The organism is Pseudomonas sp. P4_C4 (genome assembly GCF_056402055.1).
The window spans coordinates 25734-49717 of sequence record NZ_JBFUID010000022.1 but is presented as its reverse complement, the minus strand read 5'-3'; the positions used below and the strand labels follow the sequence as shown (position 1 = coordinate 49717).

Annotated in this window: 25 protein-coding genes; 13 read left to right on the top strand and 12 right to left on the bottom strand. The window is 58.4% G+C overall.

All coding sequences use genetic code 11. The features are described from left to right. Positions 1-136 precede the first annotated feature (136 nt). Together AC1DXW_RS13605 and AC1DXW_RS13600 are read left to right on the top strand one after the other, a co-directional pair. Positions 137-1042: a flagellar protein MotY gene (locus AC1DXW_RS13605; protein ID WP_477760089.1), complete on the top strand. Its 906-nt coding sequence runs from the start codon at positions 137-139 to the stop codon at positions 1040-1042. 129 nt (positions 1043-1171) lie between these two features. Further along, positions 1172-2389 (top strand): argininosuccinate synthase, encoded by a 1218-nt coding sequence (locus AC1DXW_RS13600; protein WP_007972320.1) that lies wholly within the window; start codon positions 1172-1174, stop codon positions 2387-2389. A gap of 149 nt (positions 2390-2538) precedes the next feature. Here AC1DXW_RS13600 and AC1DXW_RS13595 read toward each other — a convergent pair whose 3' ends face one another. After that, complete coding sequence (locus tag AC1DXW_RS13595) at positions 2539-3249, bottom strand: hypothetical protein (protein WP_477752699.1); 711 nt, start codon at positions 3247-3249, stop codon at positions 2539-2541. A gap of 484 nt (positions 3250-3733) precedes the next feature. On the opposite strand from AC1DXW_RS13595, the gene AC1DXW_RS13590 reads away from it, so the two are divergent. Next, positions 3734-4360, top strand: coding sequence for a response regulator transcription factor (locus AC1DXW_RS13590; RefSeq protein WP_008053528.1), 627 nt, complete (start codon positions 3734-3736; stop codon positions 4358-4360). 80 nt (positions 4361-4440) lie between these two features. Here the strand turns inward: AC1DXW_RS13590 and AC1DXW_RS13585 are convergent, their stop codons facing one another. From AC1DXW_RS13585 to metG, 8 genes are all read right to left on the bottom strand, one after another. Beyond that, entirely contained in the window at positions 4441-4620 is a 180-nt protein-coding gene (locus AC1DXW_RS13585; protein WP_477752698.1) for a PA3496 family putative envelope integrity protein, read from the bottom strand. Positions 4621-4726: 106 nt separating this feature from the next. Then, complete coding sequence (gene nth / locus AC1DXW_RS13580; RefSeq protein ID WP_477752697.1) at positions 4727-5365, bottom strand: endonuclease III; 639 nt, start codon at positions 5363-5365, stop codon at positions 4727-4729. A gap of 25 nt (positions 5366-5390) precedes the next feature. After that, positions 5391-5975, bottom strand: a complete 585-nt coding sequence (locus tag AC1DXW_RS13575; RefSeq protein ID WP_477752696.1) for an Rnf-Nqr domain containing protein — start codon at positions 5973-5975, stop codon at positions 5391-5393. Continuing rightward, positions 5968-6579, bottom strand: a complete 612-nt coding sequence (locus tag AC1DXW_RS13570; protein ID WP_477752695.1) for an RnfABCDGE type electron transport complex subunit G — start codon at positions 6577-6579, stop codon at positions 5968-5970. Before AC1DXW_RS13570 ends, AC1DXW_RS13575 begins: the two co-directional genes overlap by 8 nt. After that, positions 6576-7562 carry an RnfABCDGE type electron transport complex subunit D gene (locus tag AC1DXW_RS13565; RefSeq protein WP_477752694.1) on the bottom strand — a complete coding sequence of 329 codons (987 nt, stop codon included), beginning with the start codon at positions 7560-7562 and terminating at the stop codon, positions 6576-6578. Before AC1DXW_RS13565 ends, AC1DXW_RS13570 begins: the two co-directional genes overlap by 4 nt. Next, positions 7549-8562, bottom strand: coding sequence for an electron transport complex subunit RsxB (rsxB, locus tag AC1DXW_RS13560; protein ID WP_477752693.1), 1014 nt, complete (start codon positions 8560-8562; stop codon positions 7549-7551). The genes AC1DXW_RS13565 and rsxB overlap by 14 nt, the downstream gene beginning before the upstream one ends. Beyond that, a complete protein-coding gene (locus AC1DXW_RS13555; protein ID WP_477760088.1) occupies positions 8559-9128 on the bottom strand; it encodes an electron transport complex protein RnfA in 570 nt (189 codons plus the stop codon). The genes rsxB and AC1DXW_RS13555 overlap by 4 nt, the downstream gene beginning before the upstream one ends. Before the next feature lie 126 nt (positions 9129-9254). After that, on the bottom strand, positions 9255-11306 hold the full coding sequence (gene metG, locus AC1DXW_RS13550; RefSeq protein ID WP_223459964.1) for a methionine--tRNA ligase: 2052 nt from the start codon (positions 11304-11306) through the stop codon (positions 9255-9257). Between the two features lie 245 nt (positions 11307-11551). Between metG and apbC the strand changes: the two genes are divergently transcribed. After that, on the top strand, positions 11552-12646 hold the full coding sequence (apbC, locus tag AC1DXW_RS13545) for an iron-sulfur cluster carrier protein ApbC (protein ID WP_477752691.1): 1095 nt from the start codon (positions 11552-11554) through the stop codon (positions 12644-12646). A gap of 102 nt (positions 12647-12748) precedes the next feature. On the opposite strand, the gene AC1DXW_RS13540 is transcribed toward apbC, so the two are convergent. Beyond that, positions 12749-13507, bottom strand: coding sequence for an SDR family oxidoreductase (locus AC1DXW_RS13540; protein WP_477752690.1), 759 nt, complete (start codon positions 13505-13507; stop codon positions 12749-12751). 163 nt (positions 13508-13670) lie between these two features. Here AC1DXW_RS13540 and AC1DXW_RS13535 point away from each other — a divergent pair, with 163 nt between their 5' ends. From AC1DXW_RS13535 to groL, 4 genes are all read left to right on the top strand, one after another. Beyond that, complete coding sequence (locus AC1DXW_RS13535) at positions 13671-14402, top strand: HugZ family pyridoxamine 5'-phosphate oxidase (RefSeq protein ID WP_477752689.1); 732 nt, start codon at positions 13671-13673, stop codon at positions 14400-14402. A 66-nt stretch (positions 14403-14468) separates the two neighbouring features. Further along, positions 14469-14945, top strand: a complete 477-nt coding sequence (locus tag AC1DXW_RS13530; RefSeq protein ID WP_477752688.1) for an FxsA family protein — start codon at positions 14469-14471, stop codon at positions 14943-14945. A 248-nt stretch (positions 14946-15193) separates the two neighbouring features. Beyond that, positions 15194-15487, top strand: coding sequence for a co-chaperone GroES (locus AC1DXW_RS13525; protein WP_047532658.1), 294 nt, complete (start codon positions 15194-15196; stop codon positions 15485-15487). 49 nt (positions 15488-15536) lie between these two features. Continuing rightward, entirely contained in the window at positions 15537-17183 is a 1647-nt protein-coding gene (gene groL, locus AC1DXW_RS13520) for a chaperonin GroEL (protein ID WP_150728305.1), read from the top strand. A gap of 122 nt (positions 17184-17305) precedes the next feature. Here the strand turns inward: groL and AC1DXW_RS13515 are convergent, their stop codons facing one another. Both AC1DXW_RS13515 and AC1DXW_RS13510 read right to left on the bottom strand, forming a co-directional pair. Further along, positions 17306-18049 carry a phosphatase PAP2 family protein gene (locus tag AC1DXW_RS13515; protein WP_477752687.1) on the bottom strand — a complete coding sequence of 248 codons (744 nt, stop codon included), beginning with the start codon at positions 18047-18049 and terminating at the stop codon, positions 17306-17308. Between the two features lie 54 nt (positions 18050-18103). Beyond that, complete coding sequence (locus AC1DXW_RS13510) at positions 18104-20053, bottom strand: LTA synthase family protein (RefSeq protein WP_477752686.1); 1950 nt, start codon at positions 20051-20053, stop codon at positions 18104-18106. Positions 20054-20255: 202 nt separating this feature from the next. On the opposite strand from AC1DXW_RS13510, the gene colR reads away from it, so the two are divergent. The 5 genes from colR (at position 20256) to AC1DXW_RS13485 (ending at position 23974) form a co-directional block, all read left to right on the top strand. Then, complete coding sequence (gene colR, locus AC1DXW_RS13505; protein ID WP_007985839.1) at positions 20256-20939, top strand: two-component system response regulator ColR; 684 nt, start codon at positions 20256-20258, stop codon at positions 20937-20939. After that, on the top strand, positions 20929-22203 hold the full coding sequence (locus AC1DXW_RS13500) for a sensor histidine kinase (RefSeq protein ID WP_477752685.1): 1275 nt from the start codon (positions 20929-20931) through the stop codon (positions 22201-22203). Before colR ends, AC1DXW_RS13500 begins: the two co-directional genes overlap by 11 nt. Positions 22204-22357: 154 nt before the next feature. Next, positions 22358-23026 (top strand): class I SAM-dependent methyltransferase, encoded by a 669-nt coding sequence (locus AC1DXW_RS13495; RefSeq protein WP_477752704.1) that lies wholly within the window; start codon positions 22358-22360, stop codon positions 23024-23026. Positions 23027-23030: 4 nt separating this feature from the next. Next, on the top strand, positions 23031-23744 hold the full coding sequence (locus AC1DXW_RS13490) for a lipopolysaccharide kinase InaA family protein (RefSeq protein ID WP_477752684.1): 714 nt from the start codon (positions 23031-23033) through the stop codon (positions 23742-23744). A 2-nt stretch (positions 23745-23746) separates the two neighbouring features. Next, entirely contained in the window at positions 23747-23974 is a 228-nt protein-coding gene (locus AC1DXW_RS13485) for a hypothetical protein (RefSeq protein WP_477752683.1), read from the top strand. Positions 23975-23984 lie beyond the last annotated feature (10 nt).

Here is a 23984-nt window from a genome sequence, read left to right as displayed (position 1 = left end):
CTCAAGGGAATGCTACCGGAAAAGACTCTTGCAGGCACTCGCTATCAAGTTTTGCGCGAAGCTTCCGATATCCAACGGGTATGCCGTAAACATGTGTGTGTCGGTCTTTTTGTTGTAGAAGCCAGTGGAGCCTCCCGTGCGCCAGCGTTTTTTTGCCTTGCTCAGTGTGTTTGCCAGCCTTCCCGCGATGGCGCTCACTTTCCAGACCCGTCTGGAGAGCATTGAGTGGACGGTCGAGGGTGACAAGTTCGAATGCCGCATGACTCAGCCGATTACCGACTTCGGTTCGGGCGAGTTCGTGCGTCGTGCCGGCGAGCAGGCGACGTTTCGTCTGAAAACCTACAACCCGATGATTGGCGGTGGCTCGGCGACGCTGCTGGCCGCTGCCGCGCCGTGGCAACCGGGGCGTAACGATATCAACCTGGGCACGGTGAGAATCGGCAGCGGCAACGTGGTGTTCAACAGTTCACAGGTTCAGGCCGGACGCCTGATCAGCGGACTGATGGACGGTCGCAGCCCGGTGGTTCGCCATTTCGCGGGGGATGGCCGGGTGTCGGAAGTGCGCTTGCTGCCGGTCAGGTTCACCAAGGCGTTTGCCGATTACCAAAGCTGCGTGGCCAAACTGTTGCCGCAGAACTTTGAGCAGGTGAAACAATCCGAAATCGGCTTCCCCGGCGGCGGAATCGAGCTCGACGGCGCCGCGAAGGCCAAGCTGCAGGTGATGCTGGAGTACATGAAGGCCGATCCGACGGTCAATCGCATCGAGCTCGACGGTCACTCCGACAACAGTGGCAACCGTCTGACCAACCGCGACTTGTCGCGGCGCCGGGCCCTGGCAGTGATGGAGTTCTTCAAGGCCAACGGCATCCAGGAGTCGCAAATCACCGTGCGTTTCCATGGTGAGCGTTATCCGTTGGCGCCTAATACCAACAACGCCAACCGCGCGAAGAACCGACGGGTAGCGGTACGCCTGGAGCGCGGAGCACCTGTGGAACAAGTCGCCCCGCAAGCGACGAAAGCGGCCACTTCGGCAACTTCCTGACCCGGCGGTCATCGTCGCGCCCTCGACAGAATCTGTCGCTTCGTCGTCATAAGCTGTCGCGCCACTGTAAATTATTCTGTATGAGCGGTAGACTTCCCGGCTTTCCGTAGAACCCCGTGGAGTGATGGCATGGCGGACGTAAACAAGGTCGTTCTGGCGTATTCCGGCGGCCTGGACACTTCGGTGATCCTCAAGTGGCTGCAGGATACTTATAACTGTGAAGTGGTGACCTTCACCGCTGACCTGGGTCAGGGCGAAGAGGTCGAACCTGCACGCGCCAAGGCTCAGGCCATGGGCGTGAAAGAGATCTACATCGACGACTTGCGCGAGGAGTTCGTGCGCGATTTCGTTTTCCCGATGTTCCGCGCCAACACCGTTTACGAAGGCGAGTACCTGCTGGGTACTTCCATCGCTCGTCCGCTGATCGCCAAGCGCCTGATCGAAATCGCCAACGAAACCGGCGCTGACGCCATTTCCCACGGCGCCACCGGCAAGGGCAACGACCAGGTTCGTTTCGAATTGGGCGCGTACGCCTTGAAGCCTGGCGTGAAAGTGATCGCTCCGTGGCGCGAATGGGACCTGCTGTCCCGTGAAAAGCTGATGGATTACGCCGCGAAGCACGCGATTCCGATCGAGCGTCACGGCAAGAAGAAATCCCCGTACTCGATGGATGCCAACCTGCTGCACATCTCCTATGAAGGCGGCGTGCTGGAAGACACCTGGACCGAGCACGAAGAAGACATGTGGCGCTGGACCGTTTCCCCGGAAAACGCACCCGACAAGCCGCAGTATCTGGAACTGACCTACCGCAACGGCGACATCGTCGCGCTGGACGGCGTCGAAATGACTCCGGCCACCGTGCTGGCGACCCTGAACCGTATCGGTGGCGAACACGGTATCGGCCGTCTCGACATCGTCGAGAACCGCTACGTGGGCATGAAGTCCCGTGGCTGCTACGAAACCCCGGGCGGCACCATCATGCTGCGTGCCCACCGTGCGATCGAATCGATCACCCTGGACCGCGAAGTGGCTCACCTCAAGGACGAGCTGATGCCCAAGTACGCCAGCCTGATCTACACCGGCTACTGGTGGAGCCCTGAGCGTCTGATGCTGCAACAGATGATCGATGCGTCCCAGGTCAACGTGAACGGCGTTGTGCGCCTGAAACTGTACAAGGGCAATGTGATCGTCACTGGCCGCAAGTCCGACGACTCGCTGTTTGACGCCAATATCGCGACCTTCGAAGAAGATGGTGGCGCGTACAACCAGGCGGATGCAGCGGGCTTCATCAAGCTCAACGCCTTGCGCATGCGCATTGCAGCGAACAAAGGCCGGAAGCTGTTCTGAGACCTTTGATATCGTGATGGATGCCTGATCTCGTCCAGGACGAGGTCAGGCACCTGAAAACGGGGTGTGACGCCAGTTACTACGTTGTCGGGTGTTTTCGTTTTCGCTGATGATTTTCTGTTTTTCTCCTGCCAATGGTTTGTCCTGTTCTACGTGTTGTTGTCTGCTGGTTGTCCGGCTTGATCAATGACCGACAACCTGTGCGAGTCCAGATTGTAGGCAACATAAAAGGCGACGCAGCGCTTCCTGGTCTGCTTTGAATGTTTAAGCGCACTGGCTTTCAGTAAAGCCTCCGAAACGGCACAAGTGACAAACAGAATCACGTACGCCTCCTTTTCCCGTGGCCTCTGGATTTTTTCCAGCAGCGCTCCAAACTCGACCTCCTTGCTCATCCAGCGTGCATCCACGATGTACAGGTCTTTTATAAACTCCGGTAACTGAAGTTGATGCTGAACAAATACGGTGGTTTGCAGGCCAATCTCCATTGGCGGGTCCTGTGCGCCGCAGGGCGTCCGAGCTGACTGCCGGTCATTCGTTGACGTTTCCAGAGCGGAACTCCCAGAGGACTTCCCGGACGCTTTTTTTTCCGGCCGCCCGGCATCATCCATAACCTTCATGAAGTGTTTGCCCTTTTCAAAGTCGGAAGGCGCATAAAGTGATTTGTAGTTGAAGTTGAGTGTCGCGAAAAAAAGCAAAAGTAAATAAAACGGAAAGCTGATCAGAAACCAGACATAGAGTTCTCTTTCCTCTTGGTCAAGGAAGGGTAGGGAAACGGCTGCCGAAGTTTCAGAGAGCGCTGCAAATATCGCGATAATTGTCATCGGGTTGTTAATTCGTTTTTTATCATGTTCTATATTCATGCTCTATTGTCTTTTCTTGAATGGTTTATGAAAATGGTTTGATGTGGTAGTTGTTGTTGTGTTTTCTTCGATTTTTTTGAGTGCTGGTGGTGCTTTAATGATTGCTCAAAAAATATTATTTGCTGTAAGAGTAATTGGATGCTTGGTGTGTGATATTTCCGGTGTGAATGTTGAGTGCGAAAATATCAGTTACGTTTTAACGAAGGAGTAGAGGCTTATGTTTGTCAGGGCGCGACTGTTCAGGCCGGCTCTCGGAAAATTTTGGTCGTAAATCGATAGAGGCAGCTGCTGGAAAGTGCGACACACTGACGCTGACACAGTTTTCAACTCATTCCGTTCGAGGGATTATTGTAGGAGAAATCCGTGTTGTTTGTAGGGGATGTCTCTTGGTGTGGGTGGCCGGAAGGGACGACATGCCATGGGTGAAACGACTAGGCTATTGTGCGGGCTCTAAAAATTCGAACAGCGAAAATTGGACTTGCCCATGAATAAAGTGCTGATCGTGGATGATCACCCCGTCATTCGTCTTGCGGTACGTATGCTAATGGAACGTCATGGCTACGAAGTTATTGCAGAAACCGATAATGGTGTGGATGCACTGCAACTAGCCCGTGAACTTATGCCGGATATTGTCATTCTGGATATCGGGATTCCGAAGCTGGACGGGTTGGAAGTCATCGCGCGTTTGTCTTCGACCTCAATGCCGATGAAAGTTCTGATCCTGACTTCCCAGGCGCCGGGGCATTTTTCAATGCGTTGCATGCAATCCGGTGCGGCCGGTTATGTCTGCAAACAACAAGACCTGACGGAGTTGCTCAGTGCGATAAAGGCCGTGTTGTCAGGCTACAGTTACTTTCCTAATCAAGCCTTGCATACCGTGCGTTGCAGTTTGGGGAACGCCAGTGAGGCCGATATGGTTGATCGATTGTCGGGGCGGGAAATGATGGTCCTGCAACAGTTGGCCCGAGGAAAGACCAATAAAGAGATTGCCGATGGAATGTTTCTCAGCAATAAAACAGTCAGTACTTACAAGACCCGCCTGTTGCTCAAACTGAATGCGAGGTCTCTGGTCGATTTGATCGAGTTGGCACAACGCAATGGTCTGGTGTGATGACGTAACTGTGCGACAAGGGGCGTCTGCGAGAGTATGGCACTTAAAAAAAAGCCTCCGTTTCGGGAGGCTTTCAGGTGTCATAAGTCAAAATCGTAATCGGCCAATTGCTTTTGCAGTCGGCGCTCCTCCAGCAGATTGTCGATGGTGCGGCGTTTGCTCAGATTAGTTTTCGCTACTTCAACCACCGGCTCAGCGTCATCGGTGTCGGCGGTGGTGAAGTCGTCTTCTACGTCCAATTGCTCTTTGCCAGTACTCATTTAGTTACTCCAGGCTAAGAAGGCCTTTGGCGCTCCTTATATCGACAATCTCCCGGCGGGTAAAAAAGATTTTTTCAATCGATAAATCAAAAAACCCAAGAGCGCCTCAATCGTCGGAGGTTTTGTGCTTGTATTCGCACAAGTCCTCGATCCGGCAGCTTCCGCATCGTGGCTTGCGAGCCAGGCAAACATAGCGGCCGTGAAGGATCAGCCAGTGATGGGAGTCGAGCAGGTACTCCCGGGGCACGAATTTCATCAGTTTTTTCTCGACTTCCACCACATTCTTGCCAGGAGCAATGCCGGTCCGGTTGCTGACCCGGAAAATATGCGTGTCGACGGCCATGGTCAGCTGACGGAATGCCGTATTGAGTACCACATTCGCAGTTTTGCGGCCGACACCGGGCAGCGCCTCAAGCTCTTCGCGCGTTTGTGGCACTTCACCGGTGTGGCGCTCGACTAGCAAGCGGCAGGTCTCGATCACGTTTTTCGCTTTGCTGTTGTACAGGCCGATGGTCTTGATGTACTCCGACAGTCCTTCGACACCCAGGGCATGGATCGCTGCCGGGGTATTGGCGATCGGGAACAGCTTGGCTGTGGCCTTGTTGACGCCGACATCGGTCGACTGCGCCGAGAGAATCACGGCAATCAGCAATTCGAACGGTGAGGAATAGGCCAGTTCGGTCTTTGGTTCCGGGTTGTCCTCGTGCAGCCTGCGGAAAATTTCCAGACGTTTTGCGGCATTCATGGGCAGTACGTTTCCTCGAAGACGATCAATGTGTGGACTTGGGTCGCCAAGCCTGCCAGGCGGCGATCAGCAGTCCGAGCAGAATGAACCCGCCAGGGACCAATGTGGCCAGGCGCAGACCGCCATCCGCCATCAGCACCCAGCCTTGCCAGTCAGCTTGCGTTGTGCCGGTCAGCCACGACAAGTGGCTTCCAAGTGTCCCGTTGCCGATGAGTTCGCGCAGCAGGCCCAGCGCGATCATCAGAGTGGCAAACAGGCCATTGAGTCGCAGGCGTTGGCGCCAGCCGTTCTGAAAGAACCCGGTGTGCTCGAGTACGACGCATTGCAAGGCGATCAAGGCGCCATAAAACCCCAGATGCTGCTGCCACTGTAGCGACCAGGCCTGTGCCATGAGTTCCGCGCAACTGATGAGCGTGGCCGCCAACAGGATGCTGGCCAGCAAGCGGGTCGCCGGGACCAGTCGGGATCGCAGGGCGCCCATGGCCAGACTGAACAACTGGGTCACCACCATGAACATCAGGCACAGGCCAAGTGCGGCCATCAGCGACTCGGTAGCGCCGATCAGCGGCGTCAGCATCAAGGCGTTGCGCGGAGTCGATGAGTTATCCATGGGCAGGGTTTCCGAGCAGTTGTTGCCGGTGTTCATCGAAGTAGCGCAACGCATCGTGGACGGCATTGATCACCGCCCTTGAGGTGATAGTCGCACCAGCGATCTGATCGAACTGCCCCTGATCCTTTTTCAACGCCCAGCCACTGTCGCCCGGTTCTGTTCGAGACTTGCCGGAAAAAACCTGAAGCCAGGTATTGGGCCAGTCGGCGATCCGCGCACCCAGTCCTGGGGTTTCCGACTGTTTGAGGGTTTTGACGCCCAGCAACCTGCCATTGGCGTCGACAGCGATCAACAGGTCGATGGCACCAGCGTAGCCAAGGGTTTGACTGCGCAGCAATACCGCGACGGGTTGATCGGTTTTGGTCGCCAGATAACCCCCGAGCAAGGTGCTGTTGGCCAAGGCGGTTGCTTCGAGATTTATGGGGTGTTCGAGTGGTTGATTGTCGTAGCTGTCTGACGGGATCAGGTCCAGCAGATTACGGCTGTCGATCAGGCGCTGTTCGGCTGCAATGCGCGGCGCGCTGCCGAGCTGCACGAAGTACGTCACACCAAGGCCCAGTGCGGTCAAAAGCACCAGAAGCGCGATGCTTGACGTCCGGCTCATGGTGCCTCCGGCTGTTGTCTGGCCGCCACGAACCGCTCCAGTGCCGGCACGCACAGGTTCATCAACAGCACGGCAAAGGCGATGCCGTCCGGATAGCCGCCCCAGGTACGAATCAGATAAGTCAGCAGTCCGACGCCAGCGCCGAACAGCAGTCGCGCGCCAGGGCTTCTGGCGCCGGACACCGGTTCGGTGATGATGAAGAACGCCCCCAGCATGGTCGCGCCGCTCAGCAGATGAAACAGCGGTGAACCATGGGAGTCGGAGCCCGAACCGTTCCAGCACAGCAGGCTGATGACGAACAGGCTGGCCAGCATGCCGACTGGTGCATGCCAGCTGATCACCTTTCGTTGCAGGAGAAACATTCCACCCGCCACAAAGGCCAGGTTCAGCCATTCCACCCCTCGGCCGCCAAAGTGGCCGAATGCCGGGTTGCCGGCAAACAGTTCATCCATGGTCAGGCTTTTGTTGATCCGCAGACTGTCCAGTGCCGTGGCCTGCACCCATGCATCCGGCGTTTGGCCGACACCGAACACTTGCTGCAGGCCACTCAGCAGATCCATGCCATGGGACGATGGCCAATGGGTCATTGGTTGGGGAAAGGTCACCAGCACCAGAGCAAAACCGAGCATCGCCGGGTTGAAGGGATTCGAGCCGACGCCGCCATACAAGTGCTTGCCAAACACCATGGCAAAAGCGGCAGCACTGAGGGGCAGCCACCATGGGCAGTAAGGTGGTAGCGCCAAAGTCAGCAAGGTGGCACTGACCAACGCGCTACCGTCACTCAGGGTTGGTCGCAGCGGCCGCTTGCGCCATTGCACGACGGCGGCCTCGACGGCCAGCGCAGCAGCGGCCGCCAGAACCAGGTTGATCAACACGCCCCAGCCGTATAGCCAGAACGCCACCAGCATTCCCGGCAGCGTGGCCAACAGCACCAGTTTCATCGCCTGTTGCAGGCGATCATCAATCGCTTCAAGGGCTGGCATGGGCGTCCACCTGGCGTTCGGCTTCGCCGAGTGCGCGCTCCAGGGCTTCGATTTGCTCCGCCGGTGCTTCACTGGCCTGAGCCTTCTTGAGTTCGGCGCGGCGCATGGCCAACTGGATCTTGGCCCGTTTCAGATCGGCGTCATTTGACGACACCGCTGCGACCGTCGGCGCAGGGGCTGGTGGGGCGATGCTTTCCAGTTGCGCCAGGTTTTGTTCGGCGGCTTCGAACTGCTGTTGCAGGACGATCAACTGCGATTGCTGTTCGAAGGTCGGTGGATGCCCGAAGGCCTTCAGCGATTTGTGCAGTTGCGCCCGACTCATCGCCACATCGATTTTCGCCTTTTTCAGCGCGGCATCGGCATTGGCAGCTTTCTGTGCGCGGACACGTTCGAGAGCAGCCTGCACCGGATCGACTGCCGCTTCGGCAGGTTGCGCGGCTCGCTGCCTTGCCTGGCGTTCGGCGATTTTCTGTTGTTCTTCGCGCTGCAAGCGCGCGTTGCGTTGTTCGAAGCGGCGCCGTGCGTGATCGCGCTTGAGGGTGCGGGCCTGCCGCGCTTGCGGTGTGAGGGCCAGGCCCCCGACAACGGGCAGTACCGTGTCCGGCGGCAGCGGGCGCATTTCGATGCAGTCCACCGGGCACGGTGCCACGCAAAGATCGCAACCGGTGCACTCATCGATGATCACCGTGTGCATCAGTTTGGCCGCACCGACAATGGCATCGACCGGACAGGCCTGAATGCACTTGGTGCAACCAATACACTCGGCTTCGCGGATATAGGCGATCTGCGCAGGTGCCGAGCCGCGAGTGATGTCCAGTTCCAGCAGCGGCACCTTCAGCAACTCGGCCAGGGCCGCGATGGTTTCGTTGCCACCGGGCGGACACTTGTTGATCGGCTCACCGCTGGCGATGCCTTCGGCGTACGGCTTGCACCCGGGGTGGCCGCATTTGCCGCATTGGGTTTGCGGCAAGAGTGCGTCGATGAGTTGAATCAGACTCATGTTTTGATCAGTCCGCTGAATCCGAGAAAAGCCACAGCGATCAGGCCGGCACCAATCAGGTCGATCGGCAAGCCGCGAAAGGGCAGGGGAACATCGTTGTCGGCCGTGCGTTCACGCAAATCAGCGAACAGGCTCAACACCAGCCAGAAACCCAGCCCTGCACCGAGGCTCAAGGCTGTGGCGTGAAAGAAACCCTTGTCTTGCTGAGCATTGAGCAAGGCTACGCCGAGCACGCCGGCATTGCCCAGCAGCAACGGCCAGAGGCCTTCAAACGGCAGTGTCGAAAACAACCGCGCCAGCAACTTCAGCAACGGGCTGATCAGCAGCACGCTCAATGGCAGAAACACAAACAGACGCAGCGGCGTCAATTGCAGCGGCACCAGCAGCCAGTGATAGAGCGCGTAGCCGAGCATGCCCACGACCAGCATCAGGCACGTCGTCGCAATGCCCAAGGCATGGACCTGACGGCGCTGGCTGCCCAACAGCGGATCGACGCCCAGCGGCCAGTGCAACACAAGGTTGTTGATCAAGGCGGCGCTGATGAGCGTAAGCAGTGTTTCGGTCATGATCGTCCATATCCGATGCTGGATAACTCCTACGAGATGAAGCCAGACCTGAAAGACAGTATGGGCCAGACGTGAAAATCCCACAGTCGCGCCAGGCACGACTGTGGGATCGGTTTTGCGCAGGCCTTACTTGATGCGCTGACCAGGCTTGGCGCCGCTGTCAGGGCTGAGCAGGTAGATTTCTTCGCCACCAGGGCCGGCGGCCATCACCATGCCTTCGGAGATGCCGAACTTCATTTTCCGTGGCTTGAGGTTGGCGATCATCATGGTCAGGCGACCATTGAGCTTGGACGGGTCCGGGTAAGCGCTCTTGATCCCGGAGAACACGTTGCGTTGCTCGTCACCGATGTCGAGGGTCAGGCGCAACAGCTTGTCGGCGCCTTCCACGTGTTCGGCCTTGACGATCAGAGCGACTCGCAGGTCGACGGCGGCAAAGGTGTCGAACTCGATTTCCGGCGACAGCGGATCCTTGGCCAGTTCGCCATTGCCGGCAGGTGCGGCTGCGCCGGTGTCGGTCTGGCTGGCGGTCAGGTCTTCCTTCGAGGCGTCGGTCATGGCTTGTACCTTGACCGGGTCAATGCGGGTCATCAGCGGCTTGAACTCGTTCAACTGGTGATTGCTGAGCAAGGTCGCGTGGTCGTTCCAGGTCAGCGGCGCGACGTTGAGGAACGCCTCGGCGTCGGCGGCCAGCAGCGGCAGTACAGGCTTGAGGAAGATCACCAGTTGGCGGAACAGGTTGACGCCGGTGGCGCAGATGGCCTGGACTTCATCCTGCTTGCCTTCCTGTTTGTTCAGCGACCACGGTGCCTTGTCGGCGATCCAGGCGTTGGCGCGGTCGGCCAGGCCCATGATCTCGCGCATGGCGCGGGCGAAGTCGCGGGCTTCATAGGCGTCGGCGATGCTCGGCGCGGCGGCCAGGAAGGCTTCGGTCAGTTCAGGCGCGGCGTTGGTGTCGACCATCACGCCGGCATTGCCCTTGTTGATGAAACCGGCGCAACGGCTGGCGATGTTGACGACCTTGCCCACCAGGTCGGAGTTGACCTTCTGCACGAAGTCCTCGAGGTTCAGGTCGAGGTCGTCTACGCCACGGCCCAGCTTGGCCGCGTAGTAGTAGCGCAGGTATTCCGGCGACAGGTGATCAAGGTAAGTGCGGGCCTTGATGAAGGTGCCACGGGACTTGGACATTTTCTGGCCGTTGACGGTCAGGTAGCCGTGCACGTTGATCCCGGTCGGCTTGCGGTAGCCCGCGCCTTCGAGCATGGCTGGCCAGAACAGGGCGTGGAAGTTGACGATGTCCTTGCCGATGAAATGGTACAGCTCGGCGGTGGAGTCCTTGCCCCAGAACGCATCGAAGTCCAGCTCCGGCGTACGGTTGCACAGGTTCTTGAAGCTGGCCATGTAGCCGATCGGCGCATCCAGCCACACGTAGAAGTATTTGCCCGGCTCGTCGGGGATTTCAAAACCAAAGTACGGCGCATCGCGGGAGATGTCCCACTGTTGCAGGCCGGCGTCCAGCCATTCGGCGATCTTGTTGGCCACGGCGTCCTGCAGGGTGCCGCTGCGGGTCCAGGTTTGCAGCATGGCCTGGAAGTCTGGCAGCTTGAAGAAGAAGTGCTGGGAATCCTTGAGTACCGGGGTGGCGCCGGAGATTGCCGACTTCGGATCCTTCAGGTCGGTTGGCGCGTAAGTCGCGCCGCATTTTTCGCAGTTGTCGCCGTACTGGTCTTCGGTGCCGCATTTCGGGCAGGTGCCCTTGATGAAGCGGTCGGCCAGGAACATTTTCTTTTCCGGGTCGAAGTACTGGGTGATCGAGCGCGTGGCGATGTGCCCGGCGTCACGCAGCTTCAGGTAGATCTGGCTCGACAGCTCACGGTTTTCTTCGGCGTGAGTGGAGTGGAAGTTATCGAAATCCACCAGAAAGTCGGCAAAGTCGGCGCTGTGTTCAGCCTGGACGTTGGCGATCAGTTGTTCCGGGGTGATGCCTTCCTTTTCCGCGCGCAGCATGATCGCCGAACCGTGGGCGTCGTCGGCGCAGACATAGATGCATTGATTGCCGCGGTGCTTCTGGAAGCGCACCCACATATCGGTCTGGATGTATTCCAGCATATGGCCGAGGTGAATCGAACCATTGGCATAGGGCAGGGCGCTGGTGACGAGGATCTTGCGTGGCTCGGACATGGGGCTCGGCTACTTGATGAAACGGAGGTCGGCCACTATAAAGCGCTGGCGCATATTTTTCACCTTGTGAGCCTGTTTCATTGGATGTGCGGACAGAAAAGATCGCAGCCTGCGGCAGCTCCTACAGGGAATCGGCGTACATCTGTAGGAGCTGCCGCAGGCTGCGATCTTTTGAGCATCCCGCCAAACGATCAGAACAGGTACGATACCCGTTATCTTTTCCAGTCCTGTTTTCGGAGTTGCCCATGAGCGCCGTCAATCGCGCAGCGGTGGAAGCCGTCCTTCGCCAATACACCGACCCATACCTGAACCAGGACCCGGTCAGCGCCGGGTGCGTGCGCAACATCGAGATCCAGGGTGACCGCGTTAGCGTTCAGCTTGAATTGGGATACGCCGCCGGCCTGTTCAAGAGTGGTTGGGCACAAATGCTGGAAATGGCTATTCAGGGGCTGGATGGCGTAGCCAGTGCCAAGGTCGACATCACCAGCGTGATTGCCGCACACAAGGCTCAGGCACAGATTCCGGGCCTGGCCAACGTCAAGAACGTGGTGGCTGTCGCGTCCGGCAAGGGCGGCGTGGGTAAATCCACCACCGCGGCCAACCTTGCGTTGGCACTGGCCCGCGAAGGCGCCAAGGTCGGGATTCTCGACGCGGACATCTACGGTCCGAGCCAAGGCATCATGTTCGGCATCCCTGAGCGCACCCGTCCAGAGGTCAAGGACCAGAAGTGGTTCGTGCCGCTCAAGTCCCATGGTGTCGAGGTCATGTCCATGGCCTTCCTCACCGATGACAACACACCGATGGTCTGGCGTGGTCCGATGGTCTCCGGCGCCTTGCTGCAATTGGTGACGCAGACTGCGTGGGGCGACCTGGACTACCTGGTCATCGACATGCCGCCAGGCACCGGTGACATCCAGCTGACCCTGGCGCAGAAAGTGCCTGTGGCCGGTGCGGTCATCGTTACCACTCCGCAGGACCTGGCATTGCTGGACGCGCGCAAGGGCGTGGAAATGTTCCGCAAGGTCAACATTCCGGTGCTGGGCGTGGTGGAAAACATGGCCGTGCACATCTGCTCCAATTGCGGACATGCCGAGCATCTGTTCGGTGAGGGCGGTGGCGTGAAACTGGCCAACCAGTATGGCGTCGAACTGCTGGCCTCGTTGCCGCTGTCGATGGTCATCCGCGAGCAGGCCGATGGCGGCAAGCCAACGGTGATCGCCGAGCCTGACAGCCAGATCGCCATGGTCTACCAGGAACTGGCTCGCCATGTCGGTGCACGGATCGTATTGCAGGAAGCGTTGACACCGGCGATGCCGAACATCAGCGTCAGCGACGATTGATCCCGGTCGCCTGTTAAAAGATCGCAGCCTGCGGCAGCTCCTACAGGGTGAACATCAATTCCATGTAGGAGCTGCCGCAGGCTGCGATCTTTTGATCTTGCTTTAGATCCGCAACCCACCATCCATCTCCAGAATCCGACCGGTGTAATAGTCGTTCTCGAAGATGTAAGCCGCCGAATGGGCGATTTCCTCAGGTTTGCCCATACGCTTGAGCGGAATACCGGTGGTCATTTTCTCCAGCGCTTCAGGTTTCATCCCCAGAGTCATTTCGGTTTCGATGAAGCCCGGTGCAATGCCGGCGACGCGAATGCCGTAGCGCGCCAGTTCCCTGGCCCAGGTCACGGTCGCCGCCGCAACACCGGCCTTGGCCGCCGAGTAGTTGGTCTGGCCGACGTTGCCGGCGCGGGAAATCGACGAGATATTGATGATCGCGCCGCTGTTGTTCAGCTCGACCATCTTCGCCGCGACTTCACGGGTGCACAGGAACACGCCGGTCAGGTTGACGTCGATGACCGCCTGCCACTGGGCCAGGCTCATCTTGGTCATTTCGCCATCCTTGACCTTGAGCAACAGACCGTCGCGCAGGATCCCTGCGTTGTTGATCAAGCCATGGATCGCGCCGAAGTCTTCAGCGACCTGGGCGACCATGTGGGTCACTTGCTCTTCGTTGGCCACGTTGCACAGGTAGGCGCGGGCCTCGACACCTTGGGCCTTGCAGGCCGCGACGGCGTCGTCGAGTTTTTCCTGGTTCAGGTCCACCAGCGCGAGTCTCGCGCCAAGGCCTGCGAAATACTCGGCCATGGAGCGGCCTAAACCCTGGCAACCGCCCGTGATAATGATTACTTTGTCAGTGAGTTGCATTCGCATGCCCCCGGTAGCAGGTCTGAGTGTTTCCTTGTAGAGAGCCTCTCGATCTGCGCCTGACGTGGCCCGGCTGCACATGAGAACTGTCCCGATGGCGTGCTGGGACTTTCACCAGCAGCTCGTCCGTTTTTGTGACGGATTCTATTTAAGGAGTCATAAATTGAGCGTTGAAGCGGCTAAGCATGCACGAGAATTGCTCCTCAAGGAATACCGTGGGGTGCTCTCGACGCACTCCAAATCGATGCCCGGTTTTCCGTTCGGCTCCGTGGTTCCGTACTGCCTGGACGAGCTGGGCCGGCCGCTGATCCTGATCAGCCGCATCGCCCAGCACACTCATAATCTGCAGAAAGATCCGAAGTGCTCGCTCTTTGTCGGCGAACGTGGCGCCGAAGATGTCCAGGCCGTTGGTCGACTGACTTACCTGGCTGAGGCGCAGCAGCTCGAAGACGAAACCGCCATCGAAGCCGCCTCCGAGCGTTACTACCGCTACTTCCCGGAGTCGCAGGGTTATCACCAGGCCCACGATTTCGATTTCTGGGTGCTCAAGCCTGTACGCCACCGTTACATCGGCGGTTTTGGCGCCATTCATTGGGTCAACGACCTGACCCTGGCCAACCCGTTCGCCGGCAAGGCCGAAGTGAGCATGGTCGAGCACATGAACGCCGACCACGCCAAGGCCATTGCCCATTACGTCGAGCTGGCCGGACTGCCGAAAAACGTACCGGCGCAAATGGCCGGTATCGACAGCGAAGGCATGCATCTGCGCATTGGCCAGAGCCTGTACTGGTTGCCGTTTCAAGCGCCTTGTAATACGCCGACACAAGTCCGCGAAGCCTTGGTTTCTCTGGCCCACGCCGAGCATTGGCCGAAAAATGAAGTGGCCGATGCTTGAATTCACGAAACGGCGACGTCATCTAAGGTGAACTGGCAAGGCATTCTTGCGTTGAGGAATCATTTGATGCGCCCTTTTTTGTTGCTCTTTCTGCTGTTCCCGGTGTTAGAGCTGTTCGTATTCGTCAAGGTGGCAGGGTCGATCGGGTTTTTCCCGGCCCTGCTGCTGATCATTCTCGGCTCGATGTTCGGTGTGTTCGTGCTGCGCGTCGCCGGCCTGGCCACGGCCCTGCGTGCCCGTGAGAGCCTGAACCGCGGCGAGCTGCCGGCCCAGACCATGCTCGAAGGCCTGATGCTGGCATTGGCCGGCGGCCTGTTGATTCTTCCCGGTTTCATCAGCGATGTGATCGGCCTGTTCATGCTGCTGCCGTTCAGTCGTCGCCTGCTGGCGGGTAAAATGCGCCAGCGCGCCGAAGAGCAGGCCATGCGTCAGCGAGCGTTCGCCGATGACCTCCAGACCCGTGGCGGCCCGGCACCTCGCGAGCCGCTGGGCCGCGAGCCCAACGTGATCGAAGGCGAGTTCGAACACCGCGATACCAAGTAATGCGCACATCGACACGGCACCTTCGGGTGCCGTGTTCGTTTGTGGGGCAGCGAACTGAAATTTTTTCGATCCTCGCCCTTGTAATAAGCTTATGCGCCCTTATGTAACGGTCACCGCAAGGTTTCTGGCGAACACGCCAGACAGACTTCCGCGGTTCGCTTGACGAACCGCACCCGGCACCGCCGGACTTTGTTAAACCCGCCGGGACTACACCGGCCGATGAAAACCACAATTAGGAGAGATCGACAATGAAGCTTCGTCCTCTGCATGACCGCGTCGTCATCCGTCGCAGCGAAGAAGAAAAGAAAACCGCTGGCGGTATCGTCCTGCCAGGTTCGGCTGCTGAAAAAGCCAACAGCGGCGAAATCCTCGCTGTAGGCACCGGCCGCGTACTGGACAACGGTGAAGTGCGCGCACTGGCCGTGAAAGTGGGCGATAAGGTTGTGTTCGGTCCTTACTCCGGCAGCAACACTGTGAAAGTCGACGGCGAAGACCTGCTGGTAATGAGCGAGAACGAAATCCTCGCTGTTATCGAAGGCTGATACCCCCGTTCATTTTCCGCTACTACAAAGTATTTAAGGAATATCGATCATGGCTGCTAAAGAAGTTCTGTTTGGCGATTCCGCCCGCAAGAAAATGCTCAAAGGCGTCAACGTCCTGGCTGACGCAGTAAAAGCGACCCTGGGCCCGAAAGGCCGTAACGTGATCATCGAGAAGAGCTTCGGCGCTCCGACCATCACCAAGGACGGCGTTTCCGTCGCCAAAGAAATCGAACTGGAAGACCGTTTCGAAAACATGGGCGCGCAGCTGGTCAAAGACGTTGCCTCCCGTGCCAACGATGACGCTGGTGACGGTACTACCACCGCTACCGTTCTGGCTCAGTCGATCGTCAACGAAGGCCTGAAAGCCGTCGCTGCCGGCATGAACCCGATGGATCTGAAGCGCGGCATCGACAAGGCGACCATCGCCATCGTCAAAGAGCTGAAAAACCTGTCCAAGCCATGCGCTGACACCAAGGCCATCGCTCAGGTTGGCACCATCTCGGCCAACTCCGACAACTCCATCGGCGACATCATTGCCGAAGCCATGGAAAAAGTCGGTAAAGAAGGCGTGATCACCGTTGAAGAAGGCACTGGCCTGGAAAACGAACTGTCGGTTGTAGAAGGCATGCAGTTCGACCGTGGCTACCTGTCCCCGTACTTCGTCAACAAGCCGGAAACCATGGTTGCCGAGCTGGACAACCCGCTGGTTCTGCTGGTCGACAAAAAGATCTCGAACATCCGCGAAATGCTGCCAGTGCTGGAAGCCGTTGCCAAAGCCGGCCGTCCGCTGCTGATCGTTTCCGAAGACGTTGAAGGCGAAGCCCTGGCGACTCTGGTCGTGAACAACATGCGTGGCATCGTTAAAGTCGCAGCCGTCAAGGCTCCAGGCTTCGGCGACCGCCGCAAGGCCATGCTGCAGGACATCGCCGTTCTGACCGGCGGTACCGTTATCTCCGAAGAGATCGGCCTGAGCCTGGAAGCAGCCACCCTGGAAAACCTGGGCAGCGCCAAGCGCGTGACCATCTCCAAGGAAAACACCATCATCGTTGACGGTGCTGGCGTAGCAGGCGACATCGAGTCCCGCATTGCTCAGATCCGTGCTCAGGTTGCCGAAACTTCCTCGGACTACGACCGTGAAAAACTGCAAGAGCGTCTGGCCAAGCTGTCCGGCGGCGTTGCAGTGATCAAGGTTGGCGCTGGTTCCGAAGTAGAAATGAAAGAGAAAAAAGCCCGCGTTGAAGACGCCCTGCACGCAACCCGTGCAGCCGTTGAAGAAGGCGTGGTACCTGGCGGTGGCGTTGCGCTGATCCGCGCTCTGGAAGCAATCCTCGACCTGAAAGGCGACAACGCCGACCAGGACGTGGGTATCGCCGTACTGCGTCGTGCCATCGAAGCACCGCTGCGTCAGATCGCTGCCAACAGCGGTGACGAGCCGAGCGTTGTGGTCAACGAAGTCAAGAACGGCAAAGGTAACTTCGGTTACAACGCTGCGACTGGCGAATACGGCGACATGATCGAAATGGGTATCCTGGATCCGACCAAGGTCACCCGTTCCGCGTTGCAAGCTGCATCGTCGATCGGCGGTCTGATCCTGACCACCGAAGCCGCGGTAGCTGATGCACCGAAGAAAGACGGCGGTGCTGGTGGCGGTATGCCAGACATGGGCGGCATGGGTGGCATGGGCGGCATGATGTAAGCCAGCCTTACCCCTGTACGAAAAAACCCCGCCTGCGAAAGCAGGCGGGGTTTTTTATCGCCCGGATTTCAGTGGTCACATCGATCCAATGTGGGAGCGAGCTTGCTCGCGATAGCGTCAGGTCAGGCGCTGACCGGTTCAGCCTTTGTCTCGTGCTCAGTCTTGAGTGCAGGCCGATACAGAACGTAGTAATACGACCCCAGACAAATCAGCCAGCAGAACACTGCCGTCCACACGTTGTGCGAGAAGAAGTGCGCGCCCTGCATCATCCGCCCGATGGAAAACACCGAGCCGAGGGCGAAGGCGAAGACAAACGCTGCGCGAGCCATGCGCGGGCGACGGTCACGCAATACGAAAAACAGGGCAAACAGGGTGAAACCGGTGGCCGCATGGCCGCCGGGCCAGCAACGTCCCGGTTTTTCGGTGTGCGGGCGAGGGCTCAGCAATTCGCTGTACGTCTCGTGACCGCCGAATTGCTCAAGGCTCCAGGGGCATTGCACCGCGGTCACCGCTTTCATGGGCGTGACAAAGGAAGTCGCCAGGCCCAGGGACAGCACCAGACAACCCAGTTCGCGCTTGTACGGCTTGAGTTTGGCCATGAAGAACGAAGCGATGTAGCCGAGGATGGCGAACACCGAAAATGCAATGACGACCTGCTTGGCGCGGGTATGCAGGATGTTTTCCAGGAAGTAACTGTGCCGTCCGATGAAGTCACCCGCGACCGGGTCGTAGAACAGCTTGGCAAGGTCCATGTCCAGTGAGGTCAGTTCGAGCAACACCAGAATGATCGCCGCAACGGCGGGAACCCCCAGGCACACCCAGAAGTTGAGTGGGCGAGGGGCAGGGCGGACAGCGGTTGATGACATGGTGGATCCTGAACAAAGGAAAAAGCCCCGGGGCATCAGCCCGGGGCGATTCGGTTAACGTTCGCCGACTTGACCGGCACCCTCCTTGGGCGCCTTCCAGCCAAGCAGCTGTTGCTTGAAGCCATAACTGGCGGTTTGGTAATAGGTGATGGCGCGGGTAATCAGCGGGTCATCGGCGGTCGACCGGGACTCGCGGCTTTCGGTCAGTGCGTCATCGTGACGACGCAATCCCTGGCGTGGGCTCAAAATTGCCAGGTCCTTGCCGTCAAACAACCCCAGGTGCTGGTAGTTACCAACCACCACGCGTGGCGGCAGCGGGTTGTCCTGCAACAGGTTACGGCCAAAGAACGTCGATTCATAATCCAGATTGAGCAAGCCCAGCAGCGTTGGCGCCAGATCGATCTGGCTGGCCAGCTGTGCCGTTTCCCGAGCTTCGATCAACTTGGGCGCGTAGATGAACAGCGGAATCTGATAGTTGGCGATAGGCAAGTCTTCCTTACCGGCGCTGCCTGCGGTGTGGTCGGCGACAAAGACGAAGATTGTATTGTCAAACCAGGGTTTTTGACGCGCCTGATCGAGAAACTGACCGATGGCGTAGTCGGTGTATTTCACCGCGCCGTCACGGCCGTTGCCGGACTTGATGTCGATCCGGTTGTCCGGATAGGTGTAAGGGCGATGGTTGGACGTCGTCATCAGCTGCAGCAGGAATGGCTGCTGCCTGGCATAGTCGGCATCGGCCAGTTTCAGGGTCTGGTTGTAGAGATCCTCGTCTGCCATGCCCCAGGCATTCTTGAAGTGAATCTCCGACTCCTCGACGCTGCTCTGGTCTACAACGCGATAACCATTGCCACTGAAGAACGCATTCATGTTGTCGAAGTAACCGCGGCCGCCGTAAACAAACACGCTGTCGTAGCCCACGGCATTGAGTTGCTGGCCAAGGCTGGCAAAGCCGCTTTCACGACCCACGCGCTTGACGATCGAGCGACCCGGTGTCGGCGGAATCGCCAGGGTGATGGCTTCCAGGCCTCGGTCGGTGCGGGTGCCGGTGGCGTAGAAGTTATTGAAATACAGGCTCTGCTTGCGCAAGGCATCAAGGTAGGGGGTCAGGTTACGGGTGTCACCGTTGCTGCCCATGTACTTGGCGCTGAAGCTTTCAATGGTGACCAGTACGATGTTGGGCTTGCGCGGTGTGCCCGGGTTATCGATTTGCCGACGGATGTCCTGCGGGTCCTGGCCAACGAAGCGGGCATTGGGTTCTGCCAGTTCGGCGCGAATCTGCTGGGCAACGACTGCCTCCGGCAGCGTTTTGTAGAACTGCGGGTAGTCCAGTTCGTTGTTACGGAACGCGGCGAAGAACTGGTAGGGACCATTGCTCGCCAGTTCGTTCTGATAGGCATTGCCGCCCTGGGCGCGCGGGGCATCCTGGCTGAGCAACTGCATGCTCAGGCCGGCGACGATCAACAAACCGAGAGCATTCAGTAAGCGGCCGCGTAGGGGCGGCAATGGCGCATCAAGTGCGGCGTTGAAGAATTTGCGCAATGCAAGACTCAGGACCACGGCCAGCACGGCGAGAATGCTCAGCAGCGTGCCGATCGGGTATGACTCCAGCAGGTTGTTCAGTACTTCGTCGGAATACACCAGGTAGTCGACGGCGATGAAGTTGAAGCGCACGCCGAATTCATCCCAGAACAGCCACTCGGCCACCGAGGTGAACAGCATCGCGAACAGACTGACGGTCAGCAGACCCTGAAGAAACCAGCGATGGCCACGAGTGCGCCACAAGGCCGGCGGACACAGCAACAGGTAGAGGCCCATGGGCAGCGCTGCGTAAGCGATAAAACCCATGTCGTAAAGCAGGCCGATACCAAACACCGACAGGAAGCCGCTACCGGCCTCATTCAGATGAGTGAGGAGCAGGACTGTTCGAGTCAGAAAAAAAATTGCCAGCCAGGAGCCGGTCACCAGCAGCAAAAAGCGCATGGGTGCCGTCTTCAAATAGTCCATTTTCTATATTCCTTATTATCAATCGCGTGACAGTCTTCACCGCCCGCTGTAGGGAGCGTGTGAATCGATAGTGAAAAACTCGTCAATCATACCTGTTGGTTGAGTGAATTGATCCATGCACAGCCTTCCCCTAGCCGTGGGCCACACTTGGCCTTAAGCTGCGCGGGCCATGACGGCCGTTACTGTGGACGGAGAGATACCCATGCGAATTCTATTGGTTGAAGACAACCGCGATATCCTGGCCAACCTGGCCGATTACCTGGGGCTCAAAGGCTATACCGTGGATTGCGCGCAGGACGGTCTGTCGGGTCTGCATCTGGCGGCCACCGAGCATTACGATTTGATCGTGCTCGATATCATGCTACCCGGCATTGATGGCTACACCCTGTGCAAGCGCCTGCGCGAAGATGCCCGCCGCGAAACGCCGGTGATCATGCTCACGGCCCGCGATCAACTGGATGACCGCCTGCAAGGCTTCAAGTCCGGCGCCGATGACTACCTGATCAAACCGTTCGCCCTGTCTGAGCTGGCGGCGCGTATCGAAGCGGTCATGCGCCGTACCCAGGGCGGCGGACGGCGGACCTTGCAGGTCGGCGACCTGAGCTATGACCTCGACACCCTGGAAGTCACTCGCGAAGGCCGGTTGCTGAAACTCAACCCGGTCGGCCTGAAGCTGCTGGCCGTGTTGATGCAGAAAAGCCCGCATGTATTGCGCCGTGAAATTCTTGAAGAAGCCCTGTGGGGCGACGACTGCCCGGACAGCGACAGCCTGCGCAGCCATGTCCACCAACTGCGCCAGGTGATCGACAAACCGTTCGCCAAGCCATTGCTGCAAACCGTGCACGGTGTGGGGTATCGCTTGGCCGAGGGGCGTGATGGAGTTTAAGCAGAGCCTTTCTCAACGAATCATCATTGCCTTTGCGCTGATGAGCGCACTGGTGGCGGGTGCCTTTGCCATGGGCATTGTGGCGACCGTGCACCTGGTGGAAGAAAAACTGATTTCGGCAGGTCTGGGTGGCGATTTGCAGCGCCTGTTGCTGATGGACAGTGTCACGGACTGGCGCCATCGTCCCGAACCGGACCAATTGTTCTACTTCAGCAGCGGGCCAGGCGATTTCAGATTGCCCAAGGATTTGCGGCACCTGGAGCCGGGTTTCCATGAAGTGTTCCGTGAAAACCTGTCGTACCACGCCATGGTCGAAATCGTCGACGGCCGACGTTACGTGCTGTTGCAGGACCAGAGCGACTTCGAAGAGCGTGAGCGGGTGCTGTTTGCCGTGGCGCTGGTGGGTTTCGTACTGAGCCTGGTGCTGGCGGTGTTTCTCGGCTGGGTCCTGGCACGCAAGGTCATGGCGCCGGTGGTACGGTTGGCCCGCCAGGTACGCCATCGTGATCAACTGCTGGGTTTGGCTCCTCCGTTGGCTCCGGACTATGCCGCTGACGAAGTGGGCGAACTGGCCGTGGCCTTCGACGCCACCCTCGGGCGCTTGCGTCAGGCCTTGACCCGCGAGCGGTTGTTCACCAGCGACGTCAGCCACGAATTGCGTACGCCCCTGATGATATTGGCCAGTTCCTGCGAGTTGTTGCTGGAAAACCCCGGTATCGATCAGCGCGGTCGCGCTCAGGTCGAGCGCATTGCCCGAGCGTGTGAAGAAATGCGTGAGCTGGTGCAAACCTTCCTGATGCTGGCACGTGCCCAACGCGAAGACGCCAGCATGTCGCCGCAACAGTCTCTTAGCCAGGTGGCCGAAGGCCTGCTCGGTCTGTGGCGTGAACCTATCGAAAGCAAAGGGTTGGAGCTGATCTTCGAACCGGGCAACCCCGAGGCCAAGGGCTACAATGCGACGTTCTTGCACGCGGTGATGGGTAACTTGCTGCGCAATGCCTTGCATTACACCGAGCAGGGCTTCATCCGCCTGACCCTGACGGGTACGGGCTTTCTGGTCGAAGACAGTGGCGTGGGCATTCCCGAGGAAAAACGCGAGGCGATGTTCGAACCCTTCGTCCGGGGCACTGAAAAGCGTGGGGAAGGCTTGGGCCTGGGGCTTTCACTGGTGCAGCGGATCTGTGAAAACCAGGGCTGGAGCGTCAGCCTGACAACCATGGAGCCCAATGGCTGCCGTTTTCAGGTGGAGTTGTCGCGAATTTGAACAGTTGAGTCGGGCGTCCAGTAAACCCTATCAATTCTGTAAAGCTCTGTAATACTTCCAGGTTTCCCATTACGAACTTTTCACAAATGGATCACCTGTCAACGACACCACGAAACCTAAGGTGGTTGCTATCAGAAGTTCAGGAGCCCTGATGATGGACGGCCCGATCAAGCTCGATTTCTCCGAAAAGTACGACGATCAACACGCGCAACGTTATCTGCACAAACACCAGGAAGGTCTCGGCCGTCGATTGTCCCATTGGCGTGACGAACAACTGGCGCGCAAGGCGCTGGCCCTGGTTGGCGAGCCTGGCCTGGTTCTCGATTTGCCGTGTGGTGCAGGGCGTTTCTGGCCCTTGCTGGCGGAAAAATCCAACCGCGTGATCATCGGTGCCGATAACTCGCAGTCCATGCTGAAGATCGCAACCCAGGCGCAACCTGCCGACGTGGTGAAACGGGTACAACCCTTGCACACGTCTGCATTCGACATCGCCTTGCCGGACAACGCCGTCGACAGCATTTTTTGCATGCGCTTGCTCCACCACATCGGTGAAGCCGAGCATCGCATGGCTATCTTGCGCGAATTCGAGCGAGTTTCCCGTGACAGCGTGATCCTTTCGCTATGGGTCGATGGCAACTTCAAGGCCTGGAAACGCAAGCGTTCGGAGAAAACCCGTGGGCAGGAAGGTTACCAAAACCGGTTTGTGTTACCGGCCGCTACCGTAGAAAAGGAATTTGAGCAGGCGGGATTCCGCATCCAGGAACAACTGGACTTTTTGCCGCTCTATGCGATGTGGCGAGTTTACGTATTACGCAAGAGGTAACAGGATGGCAGTGCAGTGTGCAGCAGAAACGGAAGTCGCTCCCCAGGACCGCTTCGATTACTTTTGGAATCAGCGCGGTGAATGGGTGGAGGAACCCAACGTCCGTCGCGGCGGGGAAAGCGGCGTTCAACGCCTGATGGGCAGTGATGGTCAGCTGCTCTACGTCAAGCGCCAGACCGGGCATATCCATCGTAGCTGGCAGCACCCCTTCGGGCGGCCTACGGTACTGCGCGAGCATGCTGCGCTCATCGGTGTGACCGCGCTTGGTGTACGGGTTCCGGAAATCGTTTTCTGCGGCGCACAGCGCGACCCTGTGCACAAGTGGCGTGCCTTGCTGCTCACCAAGTCGCTGGACGGCTTCGAGGAAATCGATCGCTGGTACGCCGGTGGCGGTCGCGAGCGTCATGGTGAAGCCATAAACGACCGAGTGCTCAAGGACCTGGCTGAAAACCTGGCTCGCATGCACAAGGGCCGCTGGCAGCACGGTTGCCTTTACGACAAGCACGTATTCGTTCGCGTGACCGGTGAGGGCGAGACGGCCAAGGTCGAAGTGGCCCTGATCGATCTGGAGAAATGCCGACGGCGTTTGACCGCCAATCGTGCAGCTGTCCATGACTTGAAGCAGTTGCGTCGCCACTCGTCGTTCAGCGCGGCAGACTGGAAAAAGCTGGTCTATTTTTATGAGACGGCGTTTGGCAGCGCCATCAAGGGTTTATAGCGATGAAACTCGAAATTGCACGAGGTTTGTTTCTGGTAGGAGCCTTGGCAGTTGCATCAATCGCGATGGCAACCTGGGAGCAACCGCGCCCCCGGGTTCTCAGCTCGATAAGCGCAGAAGAACATTGTCCATTGCCACGGGTTGCAAAGGCATCCGTGGCCACTCGACCCGATCATGATCTGTTGTTGTTCATGTTCGGACTTTCTCAAGGATTGAGGCCGCAAAATTGAACCGATTGAA

Coding starts and splice junctions, on each gene's coding strand:
- AC1DXW_RS13600 (WP_007972320.1), top strand. CDS start 1,172: ATGGCGGACGTAAACAAGGTCGTTCTGGCGTATTCCGGCGGCCTGGAC.
- AC1DXW_RS13595 (WP_477752699.1), bottom strand. CDS start 3,249: ATGAATATAGAACATGATAAAAAACGAATTAACAACCCGATGACAATT.
- AC1DXW_RS13590 (WP_008053528.1), top strand. CDS start 3,734: ATGAATAAAGTGCTGATCGTGGATGATCACCCCGTCATTCGTCTTGCG.
- AC1DXW_RS13585 (WP_477752698.1), bottom strand. CDS start 4,620: ATGAGTACTGGCAAAGAGCAATTGGACGTAGAAGACGACTTCACCACC.
- nth (WP_477752697.1), bottom strand. CDS start 5,365: ATGAATGCCGCAAAACGTCTGGAAATTTTCCGCAGGCTGCACGAGGAC.
- AC1DXW_RS13575 (WP_477752696.1), bottom strand. CDS start 5,975: ATGGATAACTCATCGACTCCGCGCAACGCCTTGATGCTGACGCCGCTG.
- AC1DXW_RS13570 (WP_477752695.1), bottom strand. CDS start 6,579: ATGAGCCGGACGTCAAGCATCGCGCTTCTGGTGCTTTTGACCGCACTG.
- AC1DXW_RS13565 (WP_477752694.1), bottom strand. CDS start 7,562: ATGCCAGCCCTTGAAGCGATTGATGATCGCCTGCAACAGGCGATGAAA.
- rsxB (WP_477752693.1), bottom strand. CDS start 8,562: ATGAGTCTGATTCAACTCATCGACGCACTCTTGCCGCAAACCCAATGC.
- AC1DXW_RS13555 (WP_477760088.1), bottom strand. CDS start 9,128: ATGACCGAAACACTGCTTACGCTCATCAGCGCCGCCTTGATCAACAAC.
- metG (WP_223459964.1), bottom strand. CDS start 11,306: ATGTCCGAGCCACGCAAGATCCTCGTCACCAGCGCCCTGCCCTATGCC.
- apbC (WP_477752691.1), top strand. CDS start 11,552: ATGAGCGCCGTCAATCGCGCAGCGGTGGAAGCCGTCCTTCGCCAATAC.
- AC1DXW_RS13540 (WP_477752690.1), bottom strand. CDS start 13,507: ATGCAACTCACTGACAAAGTAATCATTATCACGGGCGGTTGCCAGGGT.
- AC1DXW_RS13530 (WP_477752688.1), top strand. CDS start 14,469: ATGCGCCCTTTTTTGTTGCTCTTTCTGCTGTTCCCGGTGTTAGAGCTG.
- AC1DXW_RS13525 (WP_047532658.1), top strand. CDS start 15,194: ATGAAGCTTCGTCCTCTGCATGACCGCGTCGTCATCCGTCGCAGCGAA.
- groL (WP_150728305.1), top strand. CDS start 15,537: ATGGCTGCTAAAGAAGTTCTGTTTGGCGATTCCGCCCGCAAGAAAATG.
- AC1DXW_RS13515 (WP_477752687.1), bottom strand. CDS start 18,049: ATGTCATCAACCGCTGTCCGCCCTGCCCCTCGCCCACTCAACTTCTGG.
- AC1DXW_RS13510 (WP_477752686.1), bottom strand. CDS start 20,053: ATGGACTATTTGAAGACGGCACCCATGCGCTTTTTGCTGCTGGTGACC.
- colR (WP_007985839.1), top strand. CDS start 20,256: ATGCGAATTCTATTGGTTGAAGACAACCGCGATATCCTGGCCAACCTG.
- AC1DXW_RS13500 (WP_477752685.1), top strand. CDS start 20,929: ATGGAGTTTAAGCAGAGCCTTTCTCAACGAATCATCATTGCCTTTGCG.
- AC1DXW_RS13495 (WP_477752704.1), top strand. CDS start 22,358: ATGGACGGCCCGATCAAGCTCGATTTCTCCGAAAAGTACGACGATCAA.
- AC1DXW_RS13490 (WP_477752684.1), top strand. CDS start 23,031: ATGGCAGTGCAGTGTGCAGCAGAAACGGAAGTCGCTCCCCAGGACCGC.
- AC1DXW_RS13485 (WP_477752683.1), top strand. CDS start 23,747: ATGAAACTCGAAATTGCACGAGGTTTGTTTCTGGTAGGAGCCTTGGCA.